10 protein-coding genes are annotated in these 18285 nt (G+C 49.6%); 9 read left to right on the top strand and 1 reads right to left on the bottom strand.

Annotated features, from left to right (window positions below; all coding sequences use genetic code 11):
- Nucleotides 1-80: 80 nt before the first annotated feature.
- The 4 genes from ACQ5BJ_RS19890 (at nt 81) to ACQ5BJ_RS19875 (ending at nt 9744) form a co-directional block, all read left to right on the top strand.
- The gene (locus ACQ5BJ_RS19890) at nt 81-1529 is read left to right on the top strand and encodes a PLP-dependent aminotransferase family protein (protein WP_430112079.1); all 1449 of its coding nucleotides are present in this window, start codon (nt 81-83) and stop codon (nt 1527-1529) included.
- A gap of 190 nt (nt 1530-1719) precedes the next feature.
- A complete protein-coding gene (locus tag ACQ5BJ_RS19885) occupies nt 1720-5250 on the top strand; it encodes a discoidin domain-containing protein (RefSeq protein ID WP_430112077.1) in 3531 nt (1176 codons plus the stop codon).
- Between the two features lie 347 nt (nt 5251-5597).
- On the top strand, nt 5598-6638 hold the full coding sequence (locus tag ACQ5BJ_RS19880) for an efflux RND transporter periplasmic adaptor subunit (protein ID WP_005552228.1): 1041 nt from the start codon (nt 5598-5600) through the stop codon (nt 6636-6638).
- A gap of 1 nt (nt 6639) precedes the next feature.
- Nucleotides 6640-9744 carry an efflux RND transporter permease subunit gene (locus tag ACQ5BJ_RS19875; RefSeq protein WP_430112075.1) on the top strand — a complete coding sequence of 1035 codons (3105 nt, stop codon included), beginning with the start codon at nt 6640-6642 and terminating at the stop codon, nt 9742-9744.
- Between the two features lie 96 nt (nt 9745-9840).
- Here the strand turns inward: ACQ5BJ_RS19875 and ACQ5BJ_RS19870 are convergent, their stop codons facing one another.
- The gene (locus tag ACQ5BJ_RS19870; RefSeq protein ID WP_289356122.1) at nt 9841-10758 is read right to left on the bottom strand and encodes a serine hydrolase domain-containing protein; all 918 of its coding nucleotides are present in this window, start codon (nt 10756-10758) and stop codon (nt 9841-9843) included.
- A 459-nt stretch (nt 10759-11217) separates the two neighbouring features.
- Here ACQ5BJ_RS19870 and ACQ5BJ_RS19865 point away from each other — a divergent pair, with 459 nt between their 5' ends.
- The 5 genes from ACQ5BJ_RS19865 to bglX all read left to right on the top strand — a co-directional run bounded on the left by ACQ5BJ_RS19865 (nt 11218) and on the right by bglX (nt 18262).
- Complete coding sequence (locus tag ACQ5BJ_RS19865; protein WP_005552223.1) at nt 11218-12009, top strand: alpha/beta hydrolase; 792 nt, start codon at nt 11218-11220, stop codon at nt 12007-12009.
- Entirely contained in the window at nt 12006-12968 is a 963-nt protein-coding gene (locus ACQ5BJ_RS19860; protein ID WP_005552222.1) for an ABC transporter permease, read from the top strand. The genes ACQ5BJ_RS19865 and ACQ5BJ_RS19860 overlap by 4 nt, the downstream gene beginning before the upstream one ends.
- Before the next feature lie 15 nt (nt 12969-12983).
- Nucleotides 12984-13886: a carbohydrate ABC transporter permease gene (locus ACQ5BJ_RS19855; RefSeq protein ID WP_005552221.1), complete on the top strand. Its 903-nt coding sequence runs from the start codon at nt 12984-12986 to the stop codon at nt 13884-13886.
- A gap of 345 nt (nt 13887-14231) precedes the next feature.
- The gene (locus tag ACQ5BJ_RS19850) at nt 14232-15827 is read left to right on the top strand and encodes an extracellular solute-binding protein (protein WP_005552220.1); all 1596 of its coding nucleotides are present in this window, start codon (nt 14232-14234) and stop codon (nt 15825-15827) included.
- Nucleotides 15828-16096: 269 nt separating this feature from the next.
- A complete protein-coding gene (gene bglX, locus ACQ5BJ_RS19845; RefSeq protein ID WP_430112072.1) occupies nt 16097-18262 on the top strand; it encodes a beta-glucosidase BglX in 2166 nt (721 codons plus the stop codon).
- Nucleotides 18263-18285 lie beyond the last annotated feature (23 nt).

Below are 18285 nucleotides of genomic sequence, written 5' to 3'. Positions count from 1 at the left end.
GGGGGAACGGTGAGGGTAATGATATACTTAGTTAAATGTGATAAAAATCACAGACTACGAAAGCGAGAGGTGTATTTTCCATGTGGAAACCGGATCGCTCCAGCAAACAACCGCTTTATCAGCAGATTGCCGCATATATCGAGCGCAGCATTTATAACGGTGAATTTTCTCCGGGAAGCATCCTACCATCGGAACGTAAATTTGCCGAGCAAATACATGTGAACCGAAGCACTGTCGTTCAAGCCTATGAGGAGCTGCGTGCTGCAGGCATTATCGAAAGCATGGTCGGCAGTGGTACCCGAGTAAGTAAGTCGATGTGGGGAACGGGTTCTCAGCAAACGCCAGATTGGCATCAGTATTTAGATGGATGCAAGGTGGTCCAGCCTGATCCGCTGTACTCACAAATTATTCGTTCCGCATTGGATTCGGGCAGCAGCTGCATTGACTTTGCCAGCGGGGAACTGTCCCCCGATTTGTCGCCAAATGAAGAAATGCGGATGCTTTTGAGCGAGCATCCGCTGCACGAGGATATGAGTTATGACCATTCGCAGGGCTATATGCCGCTGCGGGAGGTTTTGTCCTCCTTTTTGCATCATTACCGCGGCATTCGAACGACGGAATCATCGATTTTGGTTACGTCAGGATCTCATCAATCGCTGTATTTAATCACCCACCGTTTGCTTCAGCCAGGGGATGCGATTGCGATTGAGGATCCTTCCTACTATAATTCTCTGCCTATGTTCCACGCGGCTGGCTTGCGCTTGTTTCGGCTGCCTGTAGATGAGAAGGGGATATGTCCGGATGGGATATTGTCCTTGTATCGGGAGCACAACATACGGATGATATTTGTGAATCCGAATTATCATAATCCAACGGGCCGTGTGCTTGATCCTTCTAGACGGGAACAGTTGCTTGAGATTTGCGGCAGCTTAGGCATTCCGATAGTGGAGGATGATCCGTTCAGCCTGACCTCCTTTACAGGCAATCCGCCGCCGACACTTAAATCGCTAGATACGAATAATACCGTCATTTACATTGGTTCATTATCCAAAATTGTAGCCTCTGGCCTGCGGATTGGTTGGATGGTTGCCCCGCAGTCAGTCATCACTCGGCTTGCTGCTGAACGTCAGCAAATCGACTTCGGGATGAGTGTGCTGCCACAGCGAATCGCTGCACGCTTGCTGTCAGAAGCTTATTTTGACCAGCACTTGGTGCGGCTGCGGCAGGAGCTTCTCAAGAAGCGGAATTTGCTTATCGATGCTTTGCAGCGCGAACTTCCGGGGGAGGTGGCGTATTCGCTTCCGCAAGGAGGGCTGCACTTATGGTGTAAAGTGAACCCCCCATTCCATGATACATTATTGCTAGAAGAAAGCGTAAAGCAAGGGGTATTATATTATCCCGGAACGGTTTACGGCTCAAAAGCCGGGTATGTCCGGTTTACGTATGCAAGACCGCATGAGGATGAAATTGACTTAGGGATAGCGCGATTTGCCCAAGCGTTAAAAGCATCCCGGCAGCGTATGAAATGATACATGTTGGAGAAAAAATTCAAAAAAAGAGATGCAGTTGGAAAGTTTCCCCTTTCTGATTGCATTTTTTTGTAATATGATGGAGAGGCAAGATTAAAGTAAGCGTTTACGAAGCAGAGCGCAGTTGAGTGGAGGGATGAGGAAAAAGCGAACATACATTTTTGATAACGAGAAGAGATGGAGGGAAATAATGAAACGATCCATTTATTTGAAAGCGATTTCTATGCTGCTCAGTTTGATGGTTGTCTTGACTTCTGCACTTACAGTAGTTCAGCCTGCCAAGGCGCTTGCTCAATCAAATGAGCAGGATGGCGTGAAAGTGGAATATAAAACGGATGGCCCTGTTATATCCGTACCAGATAAGGCGGATGGTACTCCACCCAGTGTAACTGATGTCGTTTATGATAAGGATGGCAATATCATTCCAGATCCAAATGGGGATGCAAATGAGGAAGCCGCCCGCCTTCTCGCAACTGCTACATTTAACAGAACGAATCTAGCGCTGCATAAGCCGGCGTTTTCCTCTGGCAATGAAGTGGATTATTTAGGACCTGATCTGGCTGTAGACGGTAAAGGGAATACAAGATGGTCTTCAGCAAAAGAAGATGAACAATGGTTTTATGTAGATTTAGGTGAGAAGAAATCGTTCGATCGAGTGGTTATCCGTTGGCAAACTCCGGCTGATACATACAAGATTTTTGTATCGGATGATGCCAAGACATGGACGAATGTGAAAGAAAATGACGGCATTATTCCATGCAAGGGCGGTGTGGAAATCGTTGATTTTCCTGTCCGCGAAGCACGTTATGTGAAGTTCCAGGGCGTCAAGCGCGCGCCTGTTGAAGGTACACTGTACGGCTATTCTTTCTATGAATTTGAGGTGTATCAATTGTCTGATCTGCAATCGGTCATTGATAAGGTGACGGCTGCGCTAACCGTACGGGCCGGACAGACGAAGCTTGACTGGACCGCTGCAGGAGTGCCCGAAGGATACAATGTGAGCGTATTTGGCAGCGACAGACTTCCGGTCATTGATCGCGATGGCAACATCCATACACCGCTTGTAGATGCCAAGGTGAATTTGATTATCCAAGTGGTGGAGCAGAACAATCCAGATCGGAAGCTGCTGTCAGGTAGTGTACCTGTAATCGTTCCGGGCTTGCATAAGCAGACGCCGGATCGCAATGCTGAGCCGGAAGTGATTCCTTCTCTGCGAGAATGGTATGGGGATTCAGGAAATTATACATTAACTGCATCTTCGCGGATTGTCGTTAATCCGAAGGATGAATCACAGTTGCGCAAAGCGGCGGAGATTACTCGTGATGACCTGCTGGATATGATAGGCTATACGCTAGAAGTGGCAGTAGGACAGCCGCAAGCAGGCGACATTTATTTGGCTATTGACCCATCCTTGTCTTTGCTCGGAAATGAGGGCAATGTGTTCAAGGTAGCCGAGTACGTATCGATTACCTCTTCATCGGCAACAGGGGCATTTTACGGCACACGAACGGCGCTGCAAATTATGAAGCAGCATGAGGATCATACGATTCCGCGCGGGGAAGCAAGGGATTATCCAAAGTATGAGAAGCGCGGACTCATGATTGACGTAGCACGCAAATTTTTCACGATTGATTTCCTTCAGGATTATGTGAAACTGTTGTCCTGGTACAAGATGAATATGTTCCAAATTCATTTGAATGATGATGTTGGTGAACCGTTCGCAGATGGCATGCGTGCAGCCTATCGCTTGGAAAGCACGACGTATCCGGGGCTTGCAAGCGGCAGCGGCCATTATACGAAGCAGGAATTCAAGGATTTGCAGCTCATGGGCATGGAGTACGGCATCAATATTGTACCGGAAATCGACACGCCAGGACATTCTCGCGCATTCACGACCTACAATTCGGCGCTTGGAGATGACTCCCACTTGGATATCTCTAAGCCGGAAACAGTTGAATTCATCAAGAACTTATTCAATGAGTACTTGGATGGAAGTGATCCGACCTTCGTTGGGCCGGAAGTGCATATCGGTACGGACGAATATTGGGGATCGGATATTGAGCGGTTCCGATGGTACATGGATACGCTCGTGAAGCATATTAACAGCAAGGGGAAGCATCCGCACATGTGGGGTGGCTTGACGCAATATAACGGAACGACGCCAATCAGCAACGAGGCAACGATGGGCATCTGGTATGAGCCATACGGCGCGCCGCAGCAGGCGGTGGATCTCGGCTATGATGTCATCAACTCTCAGAATGTATACATGTACATCGTGCCTACCCTTTATGGCAACTATTTGAATTCACAATTTCTGTATGATGAATGGGAGCCGAACAAATGGGAGAATACGACACTGCCGCTTGGACATCCGCGTGTAAAGGGCGGCATGTTCTCCATGTGGAATGACGTATCGGAAGCGAATGGCTTGTCGATGGACGATGCGCATATTCGATTGCTGCCAGGCATACAGGTAGTGGCAGAGAAGATGTGGACGGGAACGCGTGATGATAAGTCTTTCGCGCAATTTAACAATCGTACGAAGGTGATCGGCGATGCGCCGAATGCCGATCGTTCTCACAAAATTACCGTGGGGAATCCAGATAATCTTGTTATGGAATACCTGTTTGAGCAAGAATTCAAAGATAGTTCTGGCAATGGCTTTGATGGCAAGGCAGTTAATGTGGATATTGCGGAAGGCAAGTATGAGCAGGGGGCGCGCTTCAACGGAGGAAAGAGCTACATCGAGACACCGGTCGATGCGATTGGGTTCGGTTGGACTGCATCGATGTGGATCAAGCCTGACAAGGACAATCCAGAAGATGCTGTGTTGATGGAATCGCCTGTTGGTGCGCTGAAATTGAAGCAAGGCAAGACAGGCAAGCTTGGGTTTAGTAAAGAACATTATAACAGTACTTTCAATTATGTCGTTCCAGAGGACAAGTGGACACATATTTTGTTGAAGGGCGATGACAAGGGTGTATCGCTGTTCGTCAATATTGATGAGTATGTCGAACGTCTGGAAATGCAGTATCCGAAAATGCACACGCTCGTCTTGCCGTCGCTTCGCATCGGCAGCGAGACCAACGCATTCAAGGGCACCTTGGATAATGTGGTCATCTACAACAAAGCGATCGAACTGCTCAGCACGGAAAATTTGGCGCTAAATAAGGCTACAGAATCTTCTGAGCCAGAGTTCCCGTATTATTCTTCTGATAAGGCCGTGGATGGAAATGAGTCCACACGCTGGTCAAGCAAGTATGTGGATGATGCCTGGTTCCTCGTTGATTTGGGAGAGGACAAGGACATCAATAAGATTGTGATTAAGTGGCAAGGTGCATATGCAGAAAAATATCAAATTTTGGTTTCGAATGACAAAGCAAACTGGCGCAACATTTCCGGAGAAGGCGGAGTCCTTGATTCCAAGGGTACATTAGACATTCTTGAATTTGATACAACGCAAGCTAGATATGTGAAGTTCCAAGGTGTAAAGCGGGCAACCGTCTTCGGCAACTCGTTCTTCGAGTTCGAGGTATACTCGCCAGGGCAAATTCCGGAGTACAAGCGTTTAATTGAAATGGTGGAAAACCTTCTGCCGAAGGTAAACGGCAATGAGAAGCTGCGCCAACTGATGCTGCAAGTATTGAATCGCTATCCATATGATGCGAACCGACCAATTGATCCGATAAAGACGCTCGCCTCGCAGCTTCAGCAGAAATAGGAAGGTCAGGCCTCGCTTCCTTGCCGGAGGCGAGGTTTTTGTGTGATCTATTCAATTTCTTGTTTACGGCTCATGGTAAGGGAGCTAGTGAAAGTTTCCTATGTTATCGAGAAAACGATTCTGATAATGGAGTCATAGAGATATCGTATGACAAATCAACATCACGTAATCTTCACATGTTTATCCATTCTACTGAATGACCCGTTATTCATTTTCGTGTTATCATTAAGGGGAGCAGCTGATATTTTACGTCTAAACCATATTAAGCAGAACTTTAGTAAAAAGGCTGCGTTGAAATGCTAGAGGGATTATTTCATAAATATAGACAAAAGGGGAGTGGGACAGTAATGGCAGTGAGAAGACGTTGGCTGATTACGGGCAGTATTTTGCTTATGCTCGGAGCCGCGACGGGATGTGGAAGCCTAGAGGAAGAACAGCCAATGCAGGGGGCACAGGAGAAGGAGACGCCTGTTCAGGTGGCAGCCGTGCAGAAGGGGGCACTGAATCAGACCAATGAAATGATTGGATCGGCGAGTGCAAGCCGGTCTGTCGAGGTGATTCCGAAGCTGAGTGGAGAACTGAAAAGTGTGCATGTGAAGAAGGGTGATACTGTCAGCAAAGGCGCCACTTTGGCAAGCGTAAAGGCGGACGATCTCGACATTCAGCTCCGCTTGGAGCAGCTAGGCTTGGAACAAGCGCAGGATCAATATAAAACGCTGCACAATGCTCAGGCGTCCGAGCTTGAATTGGATCAGGCGAAGCGCAGTATCGAACAGGCAGAGCTCCGTATTCAGCAAGCGAACAACCGTAAAGCAGACGCATCCATCAAGGCGCCGATCAGTGGTCAGGTGGTGCGTGTAGCGGCGGAGCAAGGGGAGCTTGCGGCAGGCACTTCGCCGTTGTTCACGATCGTGTCAACCAATCCGATCAAGTTCACGGCGAATGTGAGTGCGAACCAGATGCTGCTTCTGCAAAATCGGAAGGAAGTCAAGGTGGAGCTGCCGGATCTAGGCAAAACCATCAATGCGCGCATTACCTTTTTATCGCCTGTTGCGAACGAATCAGGATTTTACGCACTGGAAACACAGGCAGAGAACAAGAAGGACGAGATTAAGCCAGGTATGACGGCCAAATTCTTGGTTGATCAGCAAGTGCTAAAGGATGCTTTGCTCGTGCCGACAGAAGCAATCGTCGAGAAAAATGGCGCTTCGCACGTATTCGTCATTCGCGATGGACAAGCTGTCGAGGAAGCGGTAGAAGTGCTTGAGGCGCAGTCCAAGCTGACGGCGGTGAAGGGCAAGCTTCAGCCGAACGATCAGGTTGTTGTCAAAGGACAACTGACACTGACAAACGGCAATAAAGTCAAAATTGTCGAGGGGGCACGCTAACGTGAAAGTAATCGATGTCTCCGTTAAGCGTCCTATCGGCGTAATGATGCTCGTGCTGGCGATTCTGGCACTGGGTTTATTCAGTCTGCGGAGTCTTGCTATCGACCTTTTCCCGAAAATCGATGTGCCGATTGCAGTGGTCGCAACCTCCTATCAAGGGGCTGCTCCAGAAGAAATTGAGAAGCTGATCTCCAGACCGTTGGAGTCTTCTCTCAGCACGATTCAAGGGATTAACACGCTGTCGTCTCAATCACAGGCGAATTCCTCGCTGGTCATGTTGCAATTCAAGACCGGCACGAATATGGATAACGCCCTGATCGATGTCCGGGAGAAGGTCGATCAAGTGAAGGGGATGCTTCCCGACGATGCCAATGATCCGACCGTGCTTCGTTTCGACCCGAACCAGATGCCGATCATTACGCTTGGCTTAACTGGCGCAGCTCCAGAGAAGCTTCAAGAATATGCAGACAAGACCATAATTCCAACCTTGGAACGAGAACGTGGGGTTGCATCTGTATCTGTTGCTGGGGGCAAAACGCGAGAAATTCTCGTTGAGCTCAATCGTGCAAGCTTGTCGCGATACGGTATTACGCCAGCTCAAGTCGTACAGGCGATCAATGCAGAGAATAAATCTCAGGCAGCGGGCTCTGTGCCGAAAGGCGTGCAGGAGCTGCAAATCCGCGTGAAGGGCGAATACAGCTCCGTAGATGAAATCAAGCAGACTATCATTCATTTGCCGCGTGGAGGACAAATACAGGTCAGTGACGTAGCTGTTGTCAAGGATACGTTCAAGAAGCAAACCTCGCTGACGCTAGTAGATGGCAGCCCTGCTCTTGTCCTGTCGGTGCAGAAGCAATCGGATGCGAATACCGTTGCGGTTGCGGATAACATCGACAAGGGACTTAGCAAGATGAAGGACGTATTGCCGCAAAGCATTGAATTGAAAAAAGTGTCAGATACATCGACCTTCATTCGTCAATCCATTGATAGCGTCATCGGCAATATGTTGAGCGGCGGCGCATTGGCCGTCGTGATCCTGTTGCTCTTCTTGCGCAGTGTACGCTCGACCTTCGTTATTGCGCTGTCCATGCCGATTGCGATTATTTCGACGTTTACGCTCATGTATTTTACGGGGCAGACGCTCAATATCATTTCGATGGGCGGGCTTGCGCTCGGCATCGGGATGATGGTCGATAACTCTATCGTTATATTGGAAAATATCTTTACCTACAGGCAGCAGGGCATGTCCATGAAGGAGGCTGCCGTGAAGGGGGCATCTGAGCTCGCTTCTGCGGTTATCGCCTCAACAATGACAACACTCGTCGTGTTCCTGCCGATCGTGTTCATTCAAGGCTTGACTGCCGATATCTTCCGGCCGCTCGCACTGACGGTGTGCTTCTCGCTTATTGCATCGCTCGTCGTGGCGATTACACTCATTCCGATGCTGGCATCGAAAATCGTATCCGAGAAGAAGATCATGCAGCAGGAGAAGAAGGGCTGGTATTTGCGCTTCTTCGGCGGGTTTGTTGCAGGATATAAAAAGATATTGAAATGGGCGCTCGGACATCGCAAAACGACGGTGTTTGCCACGATTGCTTTACTAGTAGGGAGCTTCTTCCTCGTACCGTTCATCGGCATGGAATTTATGCCTGGCGGGGATCAAGGGCAAATTCAGATCAGGGTTCAGACGCCTAGCGGCACAAGTTTGGAGGAGACGAAGAAGACCGCTGACGAAGTGGCAGCACTGCTCAGGCCTTATGAGGGCATCATCGAGACGGCTTCCCAATCGATTGGCGGCGGTGGAGGATTCGGCGGAGGCGGAACAAATTCCGCTACGTTCACCATTCAATTGGTTCGGGCTTCGGAGCGGGATATGAAGACCAAGGAACTGATGCAGAAATTAACGGATGCGACAGGCAATATTGCAGGGGCAGACATTACCGTGTCTGCACAGGAGTCAGGCCTTAGTGCAGGCGCTCCGATCCAGATCAAGTTGAACGGCCAAGATCAACAGATATTGGAGGAAGTGGCGAATCAAGTGGTGTGGATGATCTCTGACGTGCAAGGGGTATACAATGCAGAGTCATCCGCCGCGGAAGGTAATGCGGAGTTGAACATTATCGTCGATCGCAGCTTGGCGGCTTCCTATGGCATCTCGTATCAACAAATATTGAGCGAGATTTCGCTTGCCATGAATGGGCAGACGGCTACGCAATATCGAGAAGACGGCAATGAGTATAATGTGAAAGTCATTATGCCAGAGGAGGAGCGCAACAGTATCGCTGCATTGAATGCCTTAACGATTCAATCTCAGAATGGCCAGTTAATTCCGCTATCTGCTGTTGCGAAATTCAATCAGCTCCAAGGGCCTGTCATGATTCAGCGCGAGAATCAACAGCGTCAAATTAATGTTATGGCTGATATTGCGGGCAGAGATCTGGGCAGCATATCGAAGGATATTGAACAATCGTTGAAGAAAATGAACTTCCCAGAAGGGTATTCGTACTCCATGGGCGGAGCGAGTGAAGATATGGTGGAAGCGTTCGGGGATCTTGGAATTGCACTCGTATTCTCCATCTTCCTCGTCTATGTCGTCATGGCGGTTCAATTCGAATCGCTTCTGTATCCGTTCATAATTATGTTTGCGATGCCTACGACGTTCATTGGGGTTATTGGTGGATTGTTCATTACGGGCACACCGCTGAGCGTAACAGCGATAATCGGTGTCATTATGCTCGCCGGAATCGTCGTAAACAACGCGATCATATTGGTGGATTACATTAACATCCAACGCCGTAGCGGATTAGATCGTCATGAGGCAATCATGCAAGGTGCGCCGAGCCGGATTCGCCCGATCTTCATGACGACGTTAACAACGGTGCTCGGCTTGCTGCCGCTTGCACTCGGCATCGGGGAAGGGGCGGAAATGCAGGCACCTTTGGCGGTAGTCGTTATATTCGGACTTTCCTGCTCAACCATCTTCACGCTGCTGCTGGTGCCAGTCATGTACACGTATATGGATGATTTCTCGAACTGGATGAAGCGCTTGTTCACACGCAAAACGAAAGTGGAGAACGTGAGCGAAGCAACGGTATCCCATTCATGATGCCAATTTCCAATATCAAAGAAATGTTGGTATAAAGACGCTCCCGCGAACGAATATAGTCGTTTGTGGGAGCTTTTTTATGGAGAGGCAATTTTGCTATAATAACGGCCAAATCTTTGCCCACACCGCATCCAAAATGTCCTGCAGCCGATCTTCCTGACTGTTGATAGCGATCACGGCACCCTTATCGGGCATGATAATACAGAACTGTCCATATGCGCCATCAGCGCGATAGGCATTATGGGAGCACATCCAGAATTGATAGCCGTAGCCCTGGCACCAGTCAAAGCTGCCTTCATTGTCGATCTGCTTACTCGTTGCAAGCCGAATCCAATCGGCAGGGACAAGCTGTGACCCGTTCCACATTCCCTGCTGCAGAAGCAACTGACCAAAGCGGCTCAGTTCTTCGTTCGTAAGTGCAAGCCCGGCACAGCCAAGCGTTACGCCGAGCGGCGAGGTATCCCACGTCTCTTTCGTAATCCCAAGTGGCTCGAACAGCCTTGGGCGCAAGTAGTCGTGCACCGTCAGTCCGACAGCTGCTTGCACCATTGCCGATATCATGAAGGTATCACCACTGCTGTATGTGAATCGCTCACCTGGCACCCTATCTAGAGGCAGCGACATGTAGTAGCGAACCCAGTCCTTTTCCTGCAGGGAAGCTCGTTCCTCTGCCCAGAGCGGGGGAGAGTCATGCCCGGAAGACATGCGGAGCAGCTCGCTCAGTTTGATGCCTGCGGGGCGAAGCAGGGGATTGGGCTCCGTATGCATATGAGCGTACTGCGGGAAAAAATCTCCCAGCGTCGTGTCCAAGGCCAGCTTGCCTTCCTCGATGGCGAGACCGACGGCCATGCACGTGAACGATTTGCTGATTGAGTGCTGCAGGCGCCGGCTGTCTCCGTTCTGATCCCATTTTCCAATCAACTCCCCGCCTTGACGAACCCGCACAGAGGCGATCTGCAATTGTTCAGCCGTAATCCGATTCACGAATTCGGTTAGGCGTGAGGGTCTCATCATCTCTATTTCTCCTTTCCCGATGAGCGGTATGTTCTATATTCCCCCAGTCCATTTCGTGTACATTCTATTTCGAATATAAATATTGCCGTATATATCATAGATGGACTCGGTAGAAACGTATCCAAATCACTTCATGAAAATCGTGAAATCACGCGTCATCATTGAATAGAAACGTTTCGGTAAATGGTGATGAAATCTATAATGCAAGTATGTCATTGATTCTAGTACGTTGTCAATGAGTCTATAGTAATCGCTTTCTTTTTATTTTATGTATCAAAAACTGGGTAATTATCAATAAAATGTAGTCATAGTTTCCCTGTTGATCAATTTCATCAAAAAAAGGATTGACAGATTAAAGATCAGAGATCTATGATTGTGTCGAAACGATTCGAATAAATCGCTTACATTACGTAGGACAGAACTATAATTTCAAAAATCCTAAAATGAAAGGGATTACATATGGCGCATGTCACGATAGAAACTGGGTCGAACATTTTACGAATGAACACGAGCGTTCACGTCATTTATCCCTTGGAATCGCACATTCCTCCAAGCAGTACGCTCTATTTGCTGCATGGTGCTGGTGACAATGCGAGCACATGGCAGCGGCTGACGACGATTGAGCAATATGCGCAGCGGCACAATTGTACGGTAATTATGCCAGAGGCGAATCGCAGCTATTACACAGACATGGCGTACGGACTCGACTATTTTACATTTATCACCGAAGAGCTTCCCGACTTGTGCAGCAAGCTGCTCCAGTTGAATGTTGAGCCAGAGCATACATACGTTGCGGGCTTGTCGATGGGAGGATATGGCGCTTTGAAATGCGCACTTACCTATCCCGAGCGCTACGCCAAGGCAGTATCGTTGTCTGGGGTAACAGATCTACAGCGACGCCTCCGCGATCCCGATATGCCCCAAGGAATGGTAAAAGAAATGCAGGCGGTGTTTGGCGTGGATTTACTTGTGAAGCCCGAGCAGGATCTATATGCGCTGGCTGCCAAGAGGATGGATGCGGGAAGCTTGATGCCGCACATTTTGTGCTGCTGCGGCTCGGAAGACCCCTTCATTGAAATGAATCGAGCGTTTGCTGCGCACATGAATGCCGCTTCCTCATCCGGGTTCCACTTTCGCTATGTAGAAGATTCAGGCACCCATGACTGGGTATTTTGGGAGAAGCATTTGAGGACAGTCTTTGACTTTCTTTTTGACAACAAGAAGCGAATTGAGAGGGGAAATGCAATGTGAAATCTGCAGCCTTGCAAGGGCCTGACGGCAAGCTGAAGAGTCGATCGAAGCTGGGAGCGCTATTCAGTGATATATGGAAGCATCGAATGGTATATACGCTGCTCCTTCCTGGGCTGATCTGGCTTCTACTATTTGCGTATTTGCCGATGGGCGGCTTATCGCTCGCCTTCAAGGATTATAAGGCGAACCTGGGCATTTGGGGCAGTCCATGGGTCGGATTCGAAAATTTCAAGTACGTGTTCCGTGATCCCGCCTTTCTCGATGCGCTCTGGCGGACGTTGTACATCAACATCATTAAGCTGGTTATTCAATTCCCATTCCCGATCCTGCTGGCACTCATGCTTAACGAGCTCCGAATGAAGCGCGCGAAAAAAGTATTTCAAACCGTGCTGACGTTTCCCCATTTCTTGTCATGGATAATCGTGTCAGGGGTTGTCATTAATGTACTGGCCTATGATGGACTTGTGAACAGCGCGCTAGCGCTGCTTGGATTGCCAACGATAAATTTCCTTGGGTCAGAGAGCACGTTTGTTCCGATGCTGCTGCTTACGGACATTTGGAAGTCGACCGGATGGGGAGCCATTATCTATTTGGCTGCCATCTCGGGAATCGATCAGGATCAATTCGAATCTGCCCAGATTGACGGGGCGTCACGGATGCAGCAGGTGTTCCGCATTACATTGCCCAACATTATGCCTACCGTCACGGTCATGTTCATTCTGTCCGTGGGCGGACTGATGTCCTCGGGCTTTGATCAAATTTTCAACTTGGCAAATGCAGCTACGAAAAATGTGTCCGAGGTGCTGGATGTGTACATTTACCGGATCACCTTCCAATCTTCAACCGACTTTTCGTTCTCAACGGCGGTCAGCTTGTTCCGATCTCTGGTGAATATGATCCTGCTGCTTGCTGCGGATCGAGTAGCGAAAATGCTGGGCGGAGACGGGCTATTCCGATAAGGAGGGAATGCAACAATGAGCAAGAAAACGGCAAGGCGGTCAGCGTTCCGCAGGGAGAAGATGACTGCCCTCGACTACATCTTATTTCTCATTCTACTTGGTATTGCACTGTTGATTCTCATTCCATTCTGGAATGTCATTATGATTTCATTCTCGACACCGAAGGAGTACGCCGACAATCCGTTCATGCTGTTCCCGAAAAATCCGACGCTGGCCTCCTACAAGGCGCTTTTCATGGACGGAAGTATTCTTATGGGATACTGGAACACCTTCAAGCTGCTTATTGTCGGTTTGCCGTTAAGCCTGTTCCTGACGAGCAGCATGGCTTATGGACTTAGCAGAAGCAAGTTTCCGGGCAAACGGATTATCTTCTTTCTCGTGCTGTTCACGATGATCTTTAACGGTGGCATCGTCCCGCTGTACCTGATCATGAAATCCCTGCATCTGACCGGGACATTATGGTCTGTCATTTTTGCCGGCAGCTTCAGCGCCTTCAATATGATCCTGATGATGAACTATTTCTACAGTCTTCCAGAATCGCTGATGGAATCCGCGCGCTTGGACGGAGCGGGCGAATGGAGAATTATGTTCTCAGTCGTGCTTCCGCTGGCCGCTCCCATTATGGCAACCATTACGCTGTTCTATGGCGTCGCATATTGGAACAGTTGGTATGATGCGATGATCTTCCTGCGCAAGGCAGAGCAGCTTCCGCTGCAGAACGTGCTTCGCACCATTATTGTGGAATCGACGACGAACGCATCCAATGCTTCAAGCGTAAGTGCTGTCGGCAAGCAAGCTTTTTCAACGGGGATGAAGATGGCTGCAGTGTTCGTCACGATGGTGCCTATCATGTGCTTCTTCCCTCTGCTTCAGAAGCATTTCGCTAAAGGGGTGTTAACAGGGGCAATTAAGACCTGATGATACACATAGATTTTTGTTATTTTGCATGATGGTATGACGGCAATATGCATCAAAAATCTAAAGGGGTAGTTTAAATAGGTCGCTTTTGATCACGAAGAAAATAATGTACAGGAAGTGAATCGGCGTCGAATCTTGCATTCACTCTCGAAGAGCGTATGCTTTCGAAGTATGTTTCTTTCAGAAACATTTTAGCTGCTCATGTAGTCTTGCCTACATTCCGCTGCTCCTTACAAGCTTTGCGCAGCAAAGCTCACTTCGGAAGCATAAGCTTCGAGTTCTTGCAACCTTCTCGGTGCTGAAAAGTGACCTATTGAACTCGATCTTAAAAAGGGGCGACAAAACATGAAAGCAGACAAAAAGCTGTCGGTAAGATCCATTCTTCTCCTCTCGCTATGTCTGGTAGTGCTGCTGGCTACAGCATGCTCGAAGGAGGGGGCGCAAGGGGGCAACGAGAAAGATGAAAACGGAAATTACAAGGATAAGCTCAAAATTTCCGTGGCAAGCACCATTAATCTGAAGGACGGACAATTGAACAATGAGTTCCACAAATTCTGGATGGATAAATTCAATCTGGAGTGGGACTACAACTTCATTGAATGGGATTCATGGGCGGAAAAGCTGCGGCTGTGGGTCAGCTCCGGCGATCTTCCTGACGTGGCTACATGGAACTATATTCACGGCGACGCGGTGAACTATATCGACCAAGGGCTTCTGTACAAGTTCCCGGACGATTGGAAGGAGCGCTGGCCGAACGTGGCTACTGCCTACAAGCTGACTGGGCTTGGCGAGAAGCTGGAAGAGCTGAAGGGCGGCACTTATCTGCTGCCGCGTCCCGTGTACTACGAGAACAAGCCTGCTGATCCGCTTGTCAACCAAAACGGCGTTATTGTCCTGCGCAAGGACTGGGCAAAGGCTGTCGGCTTTGAATTAAAGGATGCCTATACGACAAGTGAATTAATGACGTTTGCCAAGCTGGTGAAGGAGAAGGATCCGGGCAAGGTCGGCGCGAATCTGGTCCCTCTTTCCTTCAATGCAGGAGATGCATTGGTGAACATCATTATGCCGAACAGTGAGCATTCCCGTGTGGAGTCTGCCTTCTATAAAGGAGAGGATGGAAAATATCACTGGGGGCCAGCGGATCCAGAAACGCTTGTCGGCTTGAAGCTGATGCAGCAGGCATACAAGGAAGGACTGTTGAATCCTGAGTTCTATACATGGAAAAACAGCGAGGGAGGCGATAACTTCCGCGTGAAAGGCGCAGCGGCAGTAGCCGGCCTTGGCGGTCTGGCTTCCTTTAGACAAGACGTGGATAAGGATATGCAGAAAAATCTGGGCGTGAGCAGCGACGATCTTGTTCATACTGCGATCGTGCTTGGCGACGACGGCAAATATCGAAATCTGGAGCAGGCAAATTTCTGGTCGGCACTCATTTTCTCGCCGAACATCAGTAAAGAGAAGTTTGAACGAGTTATGGACTTATTGGATTATTCGACTAGCACAGAAGGGCAAATGATATTGAACATGGGCTTCGAGGGCAAGGATTGGAAATACGGCGACAACAAGGAGCTTGTAAGCCTGCTGCCGGAAGGAACATCGCTTGAGGACAAATATCCAAGCCGCTTTGAAGGGCTGTATTTATTAGGAGACGACTTCAGCATCATTAACCCGGCGATTAAGAAGGAATATCGCGACCGCTCCGTTCTGCATTATCAGAACAAGGCGAAGCTGGGCAAAGAGGGCGGTAAGCTGGCCGCCTATGACTGGACGGTTCAATTGCACGATTCCAAGGTGAAGAACCAGGCAACTTTCACTTACGAGACGGAGTACACGAATCTTATTTTGCAGAGTGGTGATCTGGAATCGAACTGGAAAAAGTGGGTGGAGAGCAAAATGTCACTCGTACAGCCGGCTCTGGATGAGTTGAACAATTTGAAATAGGTACGATTTGTTTGAATGAACCCGGTATGCCAATTGAGGACAGGGATTGCTGCCGCCGGGTTCCTTTTCCACAATATTGTTCTTCTCAATGAGGAATTTGCACAATCGATGATTGCTGCTCTTTGGCGCACGTACAACGGAGTCAAGTATTGCGCAAGTCCCTGAGGAAGGAGAAGCACTATTTAAGGAAATGAAAAATGAACATCCCTTCGAATGATGACCAGTCAATGATCTTTCATACGAGAAATTCGAACCGTGGAGGAACTACTATGGATAATCAACAACTTAAAGCGCTTGTACAACAGATGACATTGGAAGAGAAGATTGCCCAACTGCTGCAGCTTACGGGACATTTCCATGAAGGCTCAGACAGCGAAGGACAGGTAACGGGGCCGATGGAAGAAATGGGCATAACCGAGCAGATGGTTGCAGCGAGCGGCTCTGTGCTTGGCTTGTCCGGGGCGCAGGCTGTAATCGATGTGCAGCAGAATTATATGAAGAAAAGCCGTCTTGGCATTCCGCTTCTGTTCATGGCCGATGTCGTTCACGGCTTCAAGACCATTTTCCCGATCCCGCTCGCGATCGGCTGCTCGTGGAATACGGAGCTCGCAGAACAGAGCGCGGCAATCGCAGCGCGAGAGTCGGCAGTTTCAGGCATTCATGTGACGTTCGCACCAATGGTCGATCTGGTGCGTGATCCGCGCTGGGGAAGAGTGATGGAAACGACGGGCGAGGATCCGCATCTGAACAGTTTATTCGCGCGGGCGTTTGTGCGCGGCTATCAAGGCAGCGATATAAAGGGAGATTCGGAGCGGCTGGCTGCATGCGTGAAGCATTTTGCCGCTTATGGGGCACCGGAAGGAGGCCGCGAGTACAACACGGTTGATATGTCGGAAAGGGCTCTGCGCGAATATTACTTGCCTGCGTACAAGGCAGCGCTGGAGGAAGGCTGCGAGATGGTCATGTCTTCCTTCAATACCGTCGACGGTATACCGGCGACAGGCAATCAGAAGCTGCTGCGCGGCATTCTGCGCGAGGAATGGGGCTTCGGCGGAGTTGTGATTTCGGACTGGGCTTCCATACGGGAAATGATTGCTCACGGTGCGGCTGAGGATGATCGCGAGGCAGCTCTCCGTGCTATAAGAGCGGGCGTGGACATCGAGATGATGACGCCGTGCTATGTACATCATTTGCCGGGGCTTATCCGCGAAGGCAAGGTAGATGAGGCGCTTGTCGATGAAGCGGTGCTGCGTATTCTGCGTCTTAAGGACAAGCTGGGCCTATTTGAGAATCCGCTGCGCGGCGCGAATCCGGAACGGGAGCGCGAGATTCTTTTTTGCGCGGAGCATCGCAAGGCATCCTACGAACTGGCAGCCAAATCCTGCGTACTGTTGAAAAATAACGGCATGCTGCCACTGCAGCCTAATACCAAGGTTGCACTCATTGGGCCATTCGCTCAGAGTGAGGACGTGTTAGGCTGGTGGTCCTGTGTCGGTGCGAAGGAGGATGCAGTGAAACTGGGTGATGCCTTGACGGAGCGGCTGCCAAGCGGTCATCTGAGCATCGCGGCTGGATGCGGCATCGAGTGTATGACAACGGCTCAGTTGAAGGAAGCGCTCAATACGGCTGCTGCCGCGGATGTCATTGTGCTTGCGCTGGGCGAGGAATCCGCGATGAGCGGTGAAGGCGCCTCCCGTACGGATCTTCGTCTGCCGGAAGTGCAGCTAGATCTAGTGAAACAGCTGAAGACGCTTGGCAAGCCGATGGCTGCTGTCTTGTTCAACGGACGCCCGCTTGATCTGCATGGTGTCATCGAATCAGCGGATGCTGTATTGGAGGCATGGTTCCCTGGCAGTGAGGGCGGAGCAGCTGTTGCGGACATCTTGCTTGGCAAGGTGAATCCGTCAGGCCGGCTTACGATGTCATTCCCGCAATCGGTTGGGCAGGTGCCGGTTTATTACAATCATTTCAATACAGGACGGCCGCTGAATCCAAGCAAGACGGATGAACGCTATGTCTCGAAATATATCGACTGCTCGAATGATCCGCTGCTTCCGTTCGGCTACGGATTGTCCTATACATCGTTCGCCTACAGCAATCTGGAGCTTTCCAGCAGCGAGATAACAGATGAGGAGAAGCTTGAAATCCGCCTAACCGTTACGAACACAGGAGCGATAGCAGGTGTGGAAACGGTGCAGCTGTATATCCGCGACATATCCGGCGAGGTTGTTCGTCCGCTGCGCGAGCTGAAGGACTATGTGCAGATTGAGTTGGAATCAGGAGAAAGCAAGGAAATCCGCTTCCACTTAACCGAGGAGCAGCTAAGATATCACCATTCCGATCTTCGCTTGGCAAGCGATGAAGGAATGTTCCAGGTACATGTTGGATCGAACAGCCGTGATACATTGCAGGACTCTTTCCGACTCGTTCGCTGATGCTGATTTAGGAATAAAAAGAT

This window comes from Paenibacillus sp. B1-35, from assembly GCF_050474385.1.
Classification (GTDB): Bacteria; Bacillota; Bacilli; order Paenibacillales; family Paenibacillaceae; genus Paenibacillus_B; species Paenibacillus_B alvei.
The sequence above is the reverse complement of the archived record's forward strand: the minus strand, read 5'-3'. Positions and strand labels throughout refer to the sequence as shown.

Coding starts and splice junctions, on each gene's coding strand:
- ACQ5BJ_RS19890 (WP_430112079.1), top strand. CDS start 81: ATGTGGAAACCGGATCGCTCCAGCAAACAACCGCTTTATCAGCAGATT.
- ACQ5BJ_RS19885 (WP_430112077.1), top strand. CDS start 1,720: ATGAAACGATCCATTTATTTGAAAGCGATTTCTATGCTGCTCAGTTTG.
- ACQ5BJ_RS19880 (WP_005552228.1), top strand. CDS start 5,598: ATGGCAGTGAGAAGACGTTGGCTGATTACGGGCAGTATTTTGCTTATG.
- ACQ5BJ_RS19870 (WP_289356122.1), bottom strand. CDS start 10,758: ATGATGAGACCCTCACGCCTAACCGAATTCGTGAATCGGATTACGGCT.
- ACQ5BJ_RS19865 (WP_005552223.1), top strand. CDS start 11,218: ATGGCGCATGTCACGATAGAAACTGGGTCGAACATTTTACGAATGAAC.
- ACQ5BJ_RS19855 (WP_005552221.1), top strand. CDS start 12,984: ATGAGCAAGAAAACGGCAAGGCGGTCAGCGTTCCGCAGGGAGAAGATG.
- ACQ5BJ_RS19850 (WP_005552220.1), top strand. CDS start 14,232: ATGAAAGCAGACAAAAAGCTGTCGGTAAGATCCATTCTTCTCCTCTCG.
- bglX (WP_430112072.1), top strand. CDS start 16,097: ATGGATAATCAACAACTTAAAGCGCTTGTACAACAGATGACATTGGAA.